Below are 13922 nucleotides of genomic sequence, written 5' to 3' on the forward strand. Positions count from 1 at the left end.
CGCCCGCCCGTCCCCGACCGTCTCCGCCGGGGACGGGCGGGCGGCGGCCGTCGGCGGGCGGGTGGTTCAGCTGTGGGTGGTTCAGCTGTGGGTGGTTCAGCTGTGGGTGGCCTTCTCCTCCGACTCGGCCACCTGGGACAGGAGTTCGTCGCGGCTGATGGCGTCGGCCCGGGTCGCGGGTACGGTGCACGCGTAGGCGCCGGCCACCGCGCCGTACAGGGCGCAGCGCCGGACCGGTTCGCCGGACAGACGGCCGTAGAGGAAGCCCGCCGCGAAGGAGTCCCCGGCACCGTTCGAGTCGACGACGGGCATGCGGGGCGGGACCACCGGGACGTGGGTCAGTTCGCCGTCGGTCAGCAGGTACGCGCCCTCGGCTCCGGCCGTGGCGACGACCACCTCGGCCCGGCCCCGTTCCACGATCCTCCGCATGGTGCGCTCGGGGTCGGCGAGGGCGGTGGTGGAGACGAACACGACGTCGGCGGCGTAGGCGAACGGCTCGTGATAGGGATTCTCGCCGTCCCAGTTGTGCAGGTCGGTCGACAGGGTCACCCCGGCCTCCCGGAGTGCCTGCAGGGCGAAGGCGCACGGGTGGGTGATGGAGACATGGGCGTGACGGCTCGCCGCGGCCAGGTCCCTTACCGTCTTCTCGGGAAGCCGGTCCCCTTCGCGCGAGCGGCTGTCGTCGTACAGGGACAGTCTGCGTCCGTCCGGGCCGACGAGATTGACCGCGCGCTTCGTGCCCGCGGGCTGGGGAACCGCGGTGAGCGGGATGCCCCGGTCGCGGTGCAGGGCTCGTACGAGGTCGCCCTCGGGGTCGTCGCCGAGCATGTCGAGGTGGTGCGTGCGCAGGCCGAGGGCGTGCAGGCCCAGCGCGACGAAATCACCGGTCTGCCCGGCCCGGCTCTCGATGCCTGGACGGATCATGTAGCTGTCGGCGTAGGGAAGCGGCAGTTCGGGGACGTGGACGATGGTGTCCACACCCGCGCCGCCCAGGACGAGGACGTCGATGTCGCGGCTCATGACTCTTCCTCTCGGACGCGAGCAGCGAGTCAAGCAGTCCCCGACCGTCACGGCAAGGCGTTGCAGAAACTTCCGCAAGTCGCTTTCTCGCGCAGGCCGATCGACACCGGCCGCGCTGACCTGACCCGGTCTCGTCGCCCCGGTCTCGTCGAGTCGGTCCGTATGCCTGGCGGGCGGCACCATCGCGTTGCGGGCGGCGGCGGCCGGCCGCCAACGTGGTCCACGTCTTCTGCCTCAACGTCCCCGCGGACCACGACCCACGTCGCTCCTGGACAGAAGCTTTCACGACACCGGTGGGACAGCAATACTGTTGCACCGCGCCGTCACCGGTCACCGTGGGCGCGCGCCGCACGAGGCGAGAGGCGAGGACCTGGCATGACGACGGACACGGAGGAGCCGACGCTCACGGTCGACGAACTGGCCGCGCGGGCGGGCGTCACGGTCCGTACGGTCCGCTTCTACAGCGCCCGGGGCCTGCTGCCGCCGCCCGTGATCGGCCCCCGTCGCGTCGGCCACTACAGTCAGGAGCATCTGGCCCGGCTCGCGCTCATCGAGGAGTTGCAGCACCAGGGCATGACACTGGCCGCGATCGAGCGCCATCTGACACGACTGCCGCCGGGGCTGAGCGCGCACGACCTCGCCATCCACCGTGCCGTGGTGGCTTCCTGGGCGCCCGACGCGATGGAGGACGTGACCCGGGAGGAGCTGGAGCGGCTGGCCGGGCGGGCGCTCGGCGACGCGGAACTGGAGCGGCTCGCCGCGATGGGCGTCATAGAGCGGACAGGGGACTCCGTCCGGCTGGACCCCGGGCTGCTGAAGCTCGGCGTGGAGCTCCTGGACGTACCCATCGCGGACGAGACGATCCTCGCCGCGCGGACCGTCCTGCTGGAGCACTCGCGCGCGGCGGCCCACGAACTGTCCGTCCTGTTGCGCGGCGCCGTGGGTGAACGGGAGTCGGTGGCGGCGGTGAAGTCGCTCTCGGCGCACATGCAGCCGCTGGTCGTGCAGGCGCTCCTCACCGCGTTCCAGCGCTCGTTGAAGGACGAGCTGCGGGAGTGGCTCAAGGAATCCGGGTCCTGATCCCGGGTCGGCCCGCCCCGGGACGCGAGCGGTCGCAAGCAGGCCGAACCGCCTGCCACGTTGCGGGTCCGGCCGGTCAGGAAGCCGCTGACCTCGTCGACCACGTGGAGGAGGGTGGAGACGAGGTCGCGCGGCCGACGGGTGCCCGGGACGGCCTGGGCGCGGACATGCGTGGACGGGTACCGGTTCGCGGGTCGGCGTCCGGTACCCGTCCCCATGGAGCAAGTCCCTCATACCACTCGGCGACACGTCACCCCGTGGCATGCGCCCGGATGTGGCGTGCGACCGCGTGCGATGCGCGACCGCGTGCGATGCGCGCCCGAGCGTGATCTGTGCCCGGGGGCGTGACCCCCGGGAGTGGCGTGGCCCCCGGGGGTGGCGTGGGCCCGGTCAGGACGCGTCTGTGAACCGCTCGCCCCTCTCCGCCTTCTCGACGAGCAGCGCCGGCGGGAGGAAACGGTCCCCGTAGCGCTCGGCGAGCTCCCGCGCGCGGGCCGCGAACGCGGCCGGTCCGGTACCCGTCGCGCCCTCGTAGCCGTTGATGTACTGCAGGACACCGCCGGTCCAGCCCGGGAAGCCGATCCCGAGGATGGAGCCGATGTTGGCGTCGGCGACCGACGTCAGGACGCCTTCCTCCACGAGCCGGACCGTGTCGAGCGACTCGGAGAAGAGCATGCGCTCCTTCATGTCCTCGAACGGGATCTCGTGGCCCGCCTTCGTGAAGTGCTCGCGCAGGCCCGGCCACAGCCTGGTGCGCTTGCCGTCCTCGCCGTACTCGTAGAAGCCCGCGCCGCCGCTGCGGCCGGGGCGCCCGAACTCGTCGACCATGCGGTCGATGACGGCCTCGGCGGGGTGGGTCTCCCACGTGCCGCCCGCCTCCTCGACGGCCTGCTTCGACTCCTTGCGGATCTTGCGCGGCAGGGTGAGCGTCAGCTCGTCCATGAGGGAGAGCACCTTGGCCGGGTAGCCGGCCTGGGCGGCGGCCTGCTCGACGGAGGCGGGCTCGATGCCCTCGCCCACCATCGCGACGCCCTCGTTGATGAAGTGCCCGATGACCCGGGAGGTGAAGAAGCCGCGCGAGTCGTTGACGACGATCGGGGTCTTCTTGATCTGCCGTACGAGGTCGAAGGCACGGGCCAGTGCCTCGTCGCCGGTGCGCTCGCCCTTGATGATCTCGACGAGCGGCATCTTGTCGACGGGCGAGAAGAAGTGCAGCCCGATGAAGTCCTCCTGCCGTTCCACGCCCTCGGCGAGCGCGGTGATGGGCAGCGTCGAGGTGTTGGAGCAGAGCAGGGCGTCGGGCTCGACGATGCCCTGGATCTCCTGGAACACCTTGTGCTTGAGCGCGGTGTCCTCGAAGACGGCCTCGATGACGGCGTCACAGCCGGCGAGGTCGTTCGGGTCGGCGGTGGGCGTGATGCGGGCGAGCAGCTGGTCGGCCTTCTCCTGGGTCGTACGTCCCCGGGACACGGCCTTGGCGCAGAGCTTCTCGGAGTACGCCCTGCCCTTGGCCGCGGCGTCGGCGGAGACGTCCTTGAGGACGACGTCGATGCCCGCGCGGGCGCAGGAGTACGCGATGCCCGCGCCCATCATCCCGGCGCCGAGGACGGCGACCCTGCGGACCGGGCGCGGCTCGATGCCCTGGGGGCGGTTGGCGCCGGAGTTGACGGCCTGGAGGTCGAAGAAGAACGCCTGGACCATGTTCTTCGACGTCCGGCCGGTGACCAGCTCGGTGAAGTAGCGGGCCTCGATGACCAGCGCGGTCTCGAAGTCGACCTGGGAGCCCTCGACGGCGGCGGCGAGGATGTTGCGCGGGGCCGGGTAGGGCGCGCCGCCGAGCTGCTTGCGCAGGCTGGCCGGGAAGGCCGGCAGGTTCGCCGCGAACTTCGGGTTGGCGGGTGTTCCGCCCGGGATCCGGTGACCCGGCTTGTCCCAGGGCTGCTGGGACTCGGGGTTGGCGTCGATGAAGGCGCGCGCCTTGGCGAGCATCTCCTCGCGGGTCGCGGCCACTTCATGGACGAGACCGTTCTCCAGGGCTCGCCGCGGCGCGTACTGGGTGCCCTGGAGGAGCACCTTCAGGAGCGCGTCGGCGATGCCCATGAGGCGGACCGTGCGGGTGACACCGCCACCGCCGGGCAGCAGGCCGAGGGTTACCTCGGGCAGGCCGATCTTGGAGCCGGGCGCGTCGAGGGCGACCCGGTGGTGGGAGGCGAGGGCGATCTCGTAACCGCCGCCGAGGGCCGCGCCGTTGATCGCGGCGACGACCGGTTTGCCCAGGGTCTCGATGCGGCGCAGCGAGGACTTGATGGCGGTGCTTTCCTCGAAGACCCGCTGGGCGTCCTCGGGACCCGCCTGGATCATGTCCTTGAGGTCGCCGCCCGCGAAGAAGGTCTTCTTGGCGGAGGTGTAGATGATGCCGCGGATGGAGTCCTTCTCGGCCTCGGCGCGCTCGGCGACCGCCGCGATCGAGTCCTTGAAGGCCTGGTTCATGGTGTTCGCGGACTGGTTGGGGTCGTCGAGGACGAGGGTGACGACGCCGGTCTCGTCCTGTTCCCAGCGGATGGTGGTGGGCTCAGTGCTCATCAGGGGATGCTCCGTAGATCCTTGATCCGTTGGGGAGGTCAGACGCGCTCGACGATCGTGGCGATGCCCATGCCGCCGCCCACGCACAGGGTGGCGAGGCCGTACCGCTTGTCCTGGCGCTCCAGTTCGTCGACGAGGGTGCCGAGGATCATCGCGCCGGTGGCACCGAGCGGGTGGCCGAGCGCGATGGCGCCGCCGTTGACGTTGACCTTGTCCAGCGACAGGCCCATGTCCTTCACGAAACGCAGGACGACGGCCGCGAAGGCCTCGTTGATCTCGACGAGGTCGATGTCGTCGATGGTCAGCCCGGCCTTCGCGAGCGCCTTGCGGGTCGCGGGCGCGGGCCCGGTGAGCATGATGGTGGGCTCGGAGCCGGAGACGGCCGCGGAGACGATCCGCGCGCGCGGGGTGAGGCCGTAGCGCTCGCCGACCTCCTTGGAGCCGATGGCGACGAGTGAGGCGCCGTCGACGATGCCGGAGGAGTTGCCCGCGTGGTGGACGTGGTCGATCTGCTCGACCCAGTGGTACTTCTGCAGGGCCACGGCGTCGAAGCCGCCCAGTTCGCCGATGTCCGCGAACGACGGCTTCAGCCTGGCGAGCGAGTCGGCCGTCGTGCCGGGGCGCAGGAACTCGTCGTGGTCGAGGACCGTGAGACCGCTGCGGTCCTTGACGGGGACGACGGACTTCTCGAAGCGGCCGTCCTTGACGGCCGCGGCGGCGCGCTCCTGGGAGAGGGCCGCGTACTCGTCGACGTCGCGGCGCGAGAAGCCCTCGATGGTGGCGATGAGGTCGGCGCCGATGCCCTGCGGCACGAAGTTGGTGGCCAGGTTGGTCATCGGGTCGGCGAACCACGCGCCGCCGTCCGAGGCCATCGGCACCCGCGACATCGACTCGACGCCGCCCGCGAGCACCAGGTCCTCCCAGCCCGAACGGATCTTCATCGCGGCCAGGTTGACGGCTTCCAGGCCCGAGGCACAGAAGCGGTTCTCCTGGACGCCGGCCACCGTGTCGGGCAGTCCGGCGGCGATCGCCGAGATACGGGCGATGTCGGAGCCCTGGTCGCCGACCGGGCCGACGACGCCGAGCACGATGTCGTCGATGGCGGCCGGGTCGAGGCCCGGGAAGCGGCGCTGCACCTCGTGGATGAGCCCGACGACCAGGTCGATGGGCTTGGTTCCGTGCAGGGCGCCGGTCTGCTTGCCGCGACCGCGCGGGGTGCGGATCGCGTCGTACACGTACGCTTCGGTGCTCACTGGTAAGCCTTTCGGGGAGGTTAGCCGAGCAGGGAGCGGCCGATGATCTCCTTCATGATCTCGGTCGTCCCGCCGTAGATGGTCTGGATGCGTCCGTCCGTGAAGGCCCGTGCGACCCGGTACTCCGTCATGTAGCCGTAGCCGCCGTGCAGTTGGAGGCAGCGGTCGGCCACGCGCTTCTGCAGTTCGGTCGCCCACCACTTGGCCATCGAGGCGTGCACCGCGTCGAGTTCGCCGTTCGAGTGGTCGACGATGCAGCGGTCCAGGAAGGTGCGCGTGACGGCGCACTCGGTGGCCATCTCGGCTATCTCGAAGCGGATGTGCTGGAGTTTCGCGAGCGGCCGCCCGAACGCCTCGCGCTCCTTCACGTACTGCGTGGTGATCTCCAGCAGGTGTTCGGCTCCGGCGATGGCGGCGACGGCGATGCCCATGCGCTCCTGCGCCAGGTTCGTCATCAGGTGGACGAACGCGCCGTTCAGCTCGCCGAGCAGGTTCTCCTTGGGCACGCGCACGTCGTTGAAGAACAACTCGGCCGTGTCCTGCGACTTCTGGCCGATCTTGTCGAGGTTGCGGCCGCGCTCGAAGCCCTCCGCGCCGCGTTCGACGACGAGCAGCGACAGACCGCGCGCACCGCCTTCGGGGGTGGTCTTCGCGACCACTATCACCAGGTCGGCGAGGATGCCGTTGGAGATGAAGGTCTTGGAGCCGTTGAGCAGGAAGTGGTCGCCCTTGTCCTCGGCGTGGGTCGTGATGCCCTGGAGGTCCGATCCGGCGCCGGGTTCGGTCATGGCGATCGCCGTGATGAGCGTGCCGTCGCAGAAGCCGGGCAGCCACCGCCGCTTCTGCTCCTCGGTGGCGAGGTCCGTCAGATACGGCCCGATGATGTCGTTGTGCAGCCCGAGGGCGAGTCCCGCCGCTCCCGCGCGCGTGAACTCCTCGGCGAGTACGGCGCTGTAGCGGAAGTCGGTGGTGCCGCCGCCTCCGTACTCCTCGGGCACGGCGAGTCCGAGCAGGCCCTGCTTGCCCGCCGCCCGCCAGGCCTCGCGCGAGACGATGCCGTCCTTCTCCCACTGCTCGTAGTGGGGCAGCACCTCCTTGGCCAGGAAGGTGCGCACCGTCTCGCGGAACGCGTCGTGCTCGGCGGTGAAGATCTGCCGCTTCATGCGGGAAACGCCTTCCTGGAGGTCGCGGGGGAACCCTCGTGAAGCGCGGTTCCGGGGCTCGCGGGGGTTCCCGCGGGCGCGCGGTCCGCGCCGGGGGCGGGCGGTCGGTCGAGCTCCATCAGCCGCCGTCCTTCGTCAGCCGGGGTACGTCCCAGTCGCGTGCCACGTCCGCGGTGTCGGCGCCCGGCTGGGCGGGACCGCCGCGGACCGAGGTGGGAGTGGCCGAGAAACGCGGCGCGGGGGCCGGCTGGGTGATGCCGCCGTGGTCCACGAAGGTGCCGCGGGCGGCGAGGTGCGGGTGCTCGGGGGCCTCGCGCAGCGACAGGACCGGCGCCACGCAGGCGTCGGAGCCCTCGAAGACGGCGGTCCACTCGTCCCGGGTACGGGTCCTGAAACGGGCGGCGACGCTCTCGCGCAGTTCCTCCCAGCGGGCCGGGTCCTGGCGGGCGGGGCCGAGTTCGGGGATGCCGAGCAGTTCGACGAACTCGTCGTAGAACCGCTGCTCCAGGGGTCCTACCGCCATGTACCGGCCGTCGGCCGTCGCGTAGGTCCCGTAGTAGGGGCAGGCGCCGTCGAGGAGGTTCGCTCGACGCCGGTCCTGCCAGGCGCCCGCGGCCATCATGCCGTGGATCATCGTGGAGAGGTGCGCGGCGCCGTCGACGATGGCCGCGTCCACGACCTGCCCGACTCCGGTCACGCGCGCGTGCTGAAGGGCCGCCAGGACGCCGACGACGAGGTAGAGGGAGCCGCCCGCGTAGTCGCCGAGGAGGTTCGCGGGGACCGCCGGCGGCTCACCCGGCTCACCGATCATGCCCAGGGTGCCGGTGAGCGCGATGTAGGCGATGTCGTGCCCGGCCCGGTGGGCGAGCGGGCCTTCCTGGCCCCACCCGGTCATCCGGCCGTACACGAGCTCCGGGTTGCGGGCACGGCAGGCCTCGGGGCCGACACCCAGACGCTCGGCGACCCCGGGGCGGTAGCCCTCGATCAGGATGTCGGCCCGTTCGGCCAGGTCGAGCACGCTCGCCGCGCCGTCCTCGGACTTGAGGTCCACGATCACGGACCGCTTGTTGCGGTTGGTGACGTCGTAGGCCGGATCGACCCCGATCCCGGGGCCGCCGGGCCGGTCCACCCGGACGACGTCCGCTCCGAGATCGGCGAGCATCATGGCGGCGAACGGGCCGGGACCGATGCCCGCCAGCTCGACCACGCGCACCCCGGCGAGGGGACCGTGCCCCGGCGTTCCTGCCGCTGTCATCAAGCCCCCAGCACTGTGACACCACTGATGTGACATCAGCGATGTTAAGAACGTGTTCCACTTCGAGCAAGCCCTTGGCGAGCAAGCGCTTAGTTAAATTCCGGACGGGTATCGGACCGGTTCCGGGATCAGCGTCGGTCCAGCTCCGCGATCACTCTCTTGGGCGCTATGACGCGATAGCTCTCCTCGACCCAGTCGCACAGCAGCTCCGCCGCGGGAGCCCCTTGGTCCTCCAGGGGTACGCGCACCCAGCCGGCCTTGCCCAGGCCGTACCCGGCGGGCTCCGCACCGGGTGAGGTGAGCGCGTGGGCGTGCGCCGCCTCGTCCTTGAGCTTCACCGTGACGCCCAGGGGATAGCTGCCGTCGTCGAGACCGAGGAAGACGAAGACCTTCTTGTTGACCTTCGCGACCGTCTCGCCCCAGGGGAACTCCTCCGTGGCGCCGGGCAGGCCGAGCGCGAACTCGCGCACCTTCTGCCACTTTTTCAGCGCGTTTTTCGACACGGCCACGGCTGCCTCCGGCCTGTTCGTGCGACCTCGTCGTCCGACTGTTCGTACCTCACGCTAGCCTCAGCCACCGACAACGGCGCTTCGCGCACGACGTGGCGGGCGGGCACCGCACGATCGAGCGCAGCCCACAGTGCGGAGGGTGTCATGAGCAGGCTGATCGAGTCGGACCGCGCGTACGACATCGTGCTCTTCGGAGCCACGGGGTTCGTCGGGGAACTCACGGCGGAGTACCTGGCCGCTCACGCGCCCGAGGGGCTCCGGTGGGCGATCGCCGGGCGCAGCGCGGAGAAACTGGAGCGACTGCGGGAGCGGCTGGGCGGCGTACCCGCTGTGCTGCGGGCGGACGTGACGGACCCGGATTCGGTACGCGAACTCGCCCGCCACGCGCGCGTGGTGGCCACGACGGTGGGGCCGTACATCACCTACGGGGAGGACCTGGTGGCCGCCTGCGCGGACGCCGGGACCGACTACCTGGACCTGACCGGCGAGCCCGAGTTCGTGGACCTGATGTACGTCCGGCACGACGCACGCGCGCGGGAGACGGGCGCGCGGCTCGTGCACGCCTGTGGCTTCGACTCGATCCCGCACGACCTGGGCGCCTACTTCACCGTGCGGCAGCTCCCGGAGGACGTGCCGTTGCGGGTCGACGGATTCGTGCGCTCCCAGGCGATGTTCTCGGGCGGCACCTTCGCCTCCGCGCTCAACCAGTTCGCCCGTGGCCGCCACATGCTGGCCGCGGCGAGGGAGCGCAGGCATCACGAACCGCGCCTGATGGAGCGCCGAGTCACAGCCCCGCTGGGCGCGCCACGGTTCGCCGCGGAGGTCGGGGCGTGGGCCCTGCCGCTCCCCACGATCGACGCCCAGGTCGTGCAGCGCTCGGCGCGCGCACTGGCGCGGTACGGGCCGGACTTCCGCTACCGCCACTACGCGGCCGTCGAGCGGCTGCCCATCGCCCTCGGCGGGGTCGCCGGAGTGAGCGCGGTGTTCGCCGCCGCCCAGCTGCCGCCCGCGCGCCGCTGGCTGTCCGACCGGATCAAGCCGGGCGAGGGGCCGAGCGCCGCACGCCGTGCGAAGAGCTGGTTCTCGGTGCGCTTCGTGGGTGAGGGCGGCGGCCGGCGCGTGTTCACCGAGGTCTCGGGCGGCGACCCCGGCTATGACGAGACCGCGAAGATGCTCGCGGAGTCCGCGTTGTCCCTCGCCCTCGACGAGCTGCCGAAGACGTCCGGCCAGGTCACACCGGCGGTGGCAATGGGCGACGCGCTGCTGGAACGGCTCGGCGCGGCGGGGATCACCTTCCGGGTGGCGGCGGTTCGGTAGGGACGGGAAGTCAGGTGGGGCCCGGAAGAATCCCGAAGGGCCGGGTACTCCGGCGGGTGCGACGCGGGCGTGAGGGTTGGGTGACCCTCACGACGCCCAGGCCATGACCGTGTAGATCATCCCGCCCATCCAGGCGAGTCCGGCCGGAACGGCGAGGACCAGTGCGGCCGTCACGGCGCGTTCGGCGGGCCGAGCGGGGTCGGCGGCGGGCTTCGGGGCACGGTGCGTCGTCATACGGATCAGTTTGCCGATCATGGCGGCTTCATACATCCGTACGAGTACTCAGAACACGTACTCAGACCGTCCCGGCCGCCGCGTGGGAGGCACCGGGCGGGCCGGCGGTCGAGGGACGCCGGACCGGCCGACAGTCCGAAGACGTCAGGCGGTTGCCTCCTGGAGGGCCCGTCTGCACAGCGAGTCCGCGCGTCGGGTGGATTCCGGCAGGCGGTACTTAGGGCTGAGCGCGAGGGTGTGCGCGCAGGCGTTGTCGAGGTCCACGCGATGGCCGACGGACACGAACACGGGCTTGATCCCGTCCTGGGTGCGCAGGGCGCGGCCCACCTCGTCCGTGCCGGCGAGGAGCGGCGACGCGCTGCCGCGCCGGACGCCCGGCTCCTCGTAGGAGAAGGTGAACGGGTTCTTGGCGACCCCGATCACGGGGAGCCCGGTGAGGACGCCGAGGTGACTGGCGAGGCCGAAACGGCGCGGGTGGGCGAGTCCGTACCCGTCGCAGACGACCAGTCCGGGCGGGCAGGGCAGGGCGTCCAGCGCGGCCAGGACGGCCGGGATCTCGCGGAAGGCGAGCAGTCCGGGGACGTACGGAAAGGAGACCCGGCCGACGGCGGTGGCCTCCGCCACGACCTCCAGGGTCGCCGCGTCGAGGACCACGGCCGCCGCGACCACGACGTCCCGCTCGTCGTCGTAGGCGACGTCGACGCCCGTCACCCGGCCGGTGCCGGGCGGCGGGCCCGGCTCGTCGAGCACCACCCGCTCACGCAACTCGTCCTGCACGAGGCGGGCTTGTTCCTCGGTGGCGGGCCAGCCCGCGGGAATCCTCACGGTCGTCATGATGGGGACGAGCCTAATGACTGATCGACGTCCCCGATGACGAGGTCCACGGCCCTCCACTCCGCGGCCCTCCTCTCCGCGGGCCCGCGGACGAGCCGACTGGGGCCGGCTCAAGCCGTTCCGGCCGGGACTGAACCAGCCCGGCAGCTCTACGGGCCCGCCTGAGGACACCTGCGAGTGCGCGCGCTCCGGCAAGCCGGCCGGTCCCGATCACCCGCCGTCGACACGCTCGGCGAGGATGCGCCGGACGGCGTCCGGGTCGTCGGGCGTGATCGTGGGACGTACACGGTGTCCGACGTCCATCACGAGCGCCATGTCCTTACGGGGCCGCCGCGCATCGAGGTTCCACCAGTGGACGAGGTCTCCCGACCCCCAGATGCGCCACTTCCGGACCGAGTTCGCGCCGGTCAGGGGAAGCGTGGTGACCCCTCTGATCGAGGTGTAGGGGATCCACTTCGTCCCCCACGGGTAGTAGCGCCGGATGGTGAGGCCCTGCTCGTCGCAGCGGATCCCGCCGTCGGCATAGGGAGTCGTGCTCTCGTGGCTCAACTGCGTCTCCTCGTGTTCGCTGCGGGCCGATCGTCCGCTGCTGTCGGCGCGTCAGCGGATCCGCGCCCTGGCCGCGGACGCACGTGGACGAACAGGAACGGATAAGGACGCACACGTCACGGGGTCTCGGGCGCGAGGACGAAGATTCCGGCGACCTTCTCGTCGGAGTCGAACGCGACCCGGGCCTTCATGTCACCGGCCTCGTAGCGCAGCGGGATGTCGACGACGGTGTGGTCGCCGACGCGCCGGACGAACGGCTCGCCTTCCGCGAAGCCCTCGAACGCGCCGACGAGTCCGGCGACCGTGGCCAGGCCGTCGGCCCGGACCTTGTCGGTGAAGGCCTCAAGGACCTGCGCGTTGAACGACGGCCGGGCGTCGTCCATGCGGTCCTCCAGGACGGCCGTGACGATGGTGAGGGCGCGTTCCGCGGCGTCGGTCATGCGCACCGTCTTGTCCATGGGTTCTCCGGTTCGGGGGTCGATGGGCTTGCCGAACCGCTGGAAGGCGGCCTGGCGGGTGACTCCGAGCAGGTCCCCGATCTCCTGCCAGGTGTGACCGGCGTCGCGTGACTGCTGGACGCACAGCTTGAGCACCTGTTCGCCCAGGGCATCGATGCCCTGGGCGCGTCCGACCAGGTCGAGGTAGGCGGGAGGGGTCACCGGGCTGCCCAGAGAGGCGGCCAGGGCCGATGCCTGCTCGGCGAGCTGGACGCATACGGCCGTGAGGGACGGCGAAGAATCGGTCACACGTAAAGGATGCCTTTACACGATCGGGCGCGTCAAGGATTCCTTTACACCTTCACCGGCGGGAGTGCGGGCCGTGCCGGGTGCCGGGCGTGCAGGGTGCCGGGTGCCGGGTGCGGGGCGTGCCGGGCGTCCGCGGCCGAGTCCGCCGGAACTGCCCCTCGTTCAGGCCCGAGCACCCCGAGCTGTGCGCCCCCGCGGTCGGCGTGGAGGCCGAACTTCCTTGCGAGCAAAGGCATTTGATACCGATGGGTGATTCCTATACTGACCGAATGATCACTGTTCCGCTCAGCGCGCTCGAAGTGGCCATGGTCCAGACGGGCACCCGGGCCGCAGACACGTTGCGCGACACCGCCGCGTTCGCCCGGCGCATCGAGGACCTCGGGTATCTGCGTCTCTGGTACGCCGAACACCACCACTCTCCGGCCATCGGAGCGTTCCCGCCCGTCGTTCTGACCGCCCACGCAGCCGCGTTGACGTCGTCCATACGGCTCGGCTCCGGGGGTGTCCTCGCCCCCAACCACGCCCCGATCATGCTGGCCGAGCAGTTCGGCACGCTGTCCGCACTGCACGAGGGACGGATCGACCTGGGCATCGGCCGTGGCCCGGGAACCTTCGACGAGTCCACGGCGCGGGCCCTGCGCCGTGGGGCCGGGCCGACGACGGACGACGAGTACCGCGACGATGTCTCCTCGACGCTGCGCCACTTGGTGGACGAGGTCGCGCTCGGTCCGCTCCCGGAGCCGTGGCTGCTGGCTTCGAGCACAGCCGGTGCCGCGCTCGCCGGGGAGCTCGGACTGCCGATCGCCTTCGCCCATCACATTCGCCCGGACAACACCCTGGCCGCGCTCAGCCACTACCGCGGGTGTTTCTCCCCCTCCCCCTGGTGCGCGCGCCCGCGCGTGCTGATCTGCGTGGAGACGGTGTGCGCCGAGACGGAGAAGGAGGCTTCCTGGCTCGCCGGCCCCATGGATGTCGTCAAGGCCGGACTCCTCAAGGGGCGAGGCGACATCCCCTTCCCCACACCCGCGGAAGCAGCGGCTCACTCCTTCACCGCGGAAGAGGCGCAGGCGCTGGCGAGCTTCCGTGCACACCAGGCACACGGCGCACCCGAGACGGTCGCCCGGCATCTGACGGATCTGGTCGACCTGACGGGTGCGGACGAGCTCATGCTGGTGACGCCCGTCTACGCGTTGGTCGACCGATTGAGGTCGTACGAACTCGTCAGGCAGCACGTCACGATGCCCACGGCACCCTAGGGCATGATCGCCTAGTGGGTGGACGCGGGCGGACAGCACATCTGCGGGGCGGAGCGGGGCTGGGTGGCTCGACCCGGGTTCTGGACACGGAAGGGTGCCGACCTGCGCGTTCGCCGTCGGCAG

The 13922-nt window shown here is 71.0% G+C and carries 13 protein-coding genes; 3 read left to right on the forward strand and 10 right to left on the reverse strand.

The features are described 5' to 3' along the window. Positions 1-96: 96 nt before the first annotated feature. A complete protein-coding gene (locus ACFYW8_RS25400; protein WP_389080312.1) occupies positions 97-1020 on the reverse strand; it encodes an adenosine kinase in 924 nt (307 codons plus the stop codon). Between the two features lie 375 nt (positions 1021-1395). On the opposite strand from ACFYW8_RS25400, the gene ACFYW8_RS25405 reads away from it, so the two are divergent. Continuing rightward, positions 1396-2100 carry a MerR family transcriptional regulator gene (locus tag ACFYW8_RS25405; RefSeq protein ID WP_365869685.1) on the forward strand — a complete coding sequence of 235 codons (705 nt, stop codon included), beginning with the start codon at positions 1396-1398 and terminating at the stop codon, positions 2098-2100. A 390-nt stretch (positions 2101-2490) separates the two neighbouring features. On the opposite strand, the gene ACFYW8_RS25410 is transcribed toward ACFYW8_RS25405, so the two are convergent. The 5 genes from ACFYW8_RS25410 to ACFYW8_RS25430 all read right to left on the reverse strand — a co-directional run bounded on the left by ACFYW8_RS25410 (position 2491) and on the right by ACFYW8_RS25430 (position 8863). Next, positions 2491-4683, reverse strand: a complete 2193-nt coding sequence (locus ACFYW8_RS25410) for a 3-hydroxyacyl-CoA dehydrogenase NAD-binding domain-containing protein (protein WP_389080314.1) — start codon at positions 4681-4683, stop codon at positions 2491-2493. A gap of 38 nt (positions 4684-4721) precedes the next feature. Next, on the reverse strand, positions 4722-5936 hold the full coding sequence (locus ACFYW8_RS25415; protein WP_389080316.1) for an acetyl-CoA C-acetyltransferase: 1215 nt from the start codon (positions 5934-5936) through the stop codon (positions 4722-4724). A 20-nt stretch (positions 5937-5956) separates the two neighbouring features. Beyond that, a complete protein-coding gene (locus ACFYW8_RS25420; protein WP_389080318.1) occupies positions 5957-7099 on the reverse strand; it encodes an acyl-CoA dehydrogenase family protein in 1143 nt (380 codons plus the stop codon). Between the two features lie 118 nt (positions 7100-7217). Beyond that, positions 7218-8354, reverse strand: a complete 1137-nt coding sequence (locus ACFYW8_RS25425) for a CaiB/BaiF CoA transferase family protein (protein WP_389080321.1) — start codon at positions 8352-8354, stop codon at positions 7218-7220. 128 nt (positions 8355-8482) lie between these two features. Beyond that, complete coding sequence (locus ACFYW8_RS25430; protein WP_389080324.1) at positions 8483-8863, reverse strand: MmcQ/YjbR family DNA-binding protein; 381 nt, start codon at positions 8861-8863, stop codon at positions 8483-8485. A gap of 144 nt (positions 8864-9007) precedes the next feature. Here ACFYW8_RS25430 and ACFYW8_RS25435 point away from each other — a divergent pair, with 144 nt between their 5' ends. Continuing rightward, positions 9008-10180, forward strand: coding sequence for a saccharopine dehydrogenase NADP-binding domain-containing protein (locus ACFYW8_RS25435; RefSeq protein ID WP_365869678.1), 1173 nt, complete (start codon positions 9008-9010; stop codon positions 10178-10180). 87 nt (positions 10181-10267) lie between these two features. On the opposite strand, the gene mmpA is transcribed toward ACFYW8_RS25435, so the two are convergent. The 4 genes from mmpA to ACFYW8_RS25455 all read right to left on the reverse strand — a co-directional run bounded on the left by mmpA (position 10268) and on the right by ACFYW8_RS25455 (position 12543). Further along, positions 10268-10414, reverse strand: a complete 147-nt coding sequence (gene mmpA / locus ACFYW8_RS25440; protein ID WP_389080677.1) for a morphogenic membrane protein MmpA — start codon at positions 10412-10414, stop codon at positions 10268-10270. Positions 10415-10558: 144 nt separating this feature from the next. Continuing rightward, positions 10559-11248 (reverse strand): endonuclease V, encoded by a 690-nt coding sequence (locus ACFYW8_RS25445; protein ID WP_389080328.1) that lies wholly within the window; start codon positions 11246-11248, stop codon positions 10559-10561. Positions 11249-11458: 210 nt separating this feature from the next. Then, the gene (locus tag ACFYW8_RS25450) at positions 11459-11797 is read right to left on the reverse strand and encodes a hypothetical protein (RefSeq protein WP_389080331.1); all 339 of its coding nucleotides are present in this window, start codon (positions 11795-11797) and stop codon (positions 11459-11461) included. A 116-nt stretch (positions 11798-11913) separates the two neighbouring features. Then, positions 11914-12543: a DUF3887 domain-containing protein gene (locus ACFYW8_RS25455; protein WP_389080334.1), complete on the reverse strand. Its 630-nt coding sequence runs from the start codon at positions 12541-12543 to the stop codon at positions 11914-11916. A 269-nt stretch (positions 12544-12812) separates the two neighbouring features. Here ACFYW8_RS25455 and ACFYW8_RS25460 point away from each other — a divergent pair, with 269 nt between their 5' ends. After that, a complete protein-coding gene (locus tag ACFYW8_RS25460; RefSeq protein WP_389080337.1) occupies positions 12813-13799 on the forward strand; it encodes an LLM class flavin-dependent oxidoreductase in 987 nt (328 codons plus the stop codon). The last annotated feature ends 123 nt before the right edge of the window (positions 13800-13922 follow it).

It is taken from the genome of Streptomyces sp. NPDC002742 (assembly GCF_042888885.1).
Classification (GTDB): Bacteria; Actinomycetota; Actinomycetes; order Streptomycetales; family Streptomycetaceae; genus Streptomyces.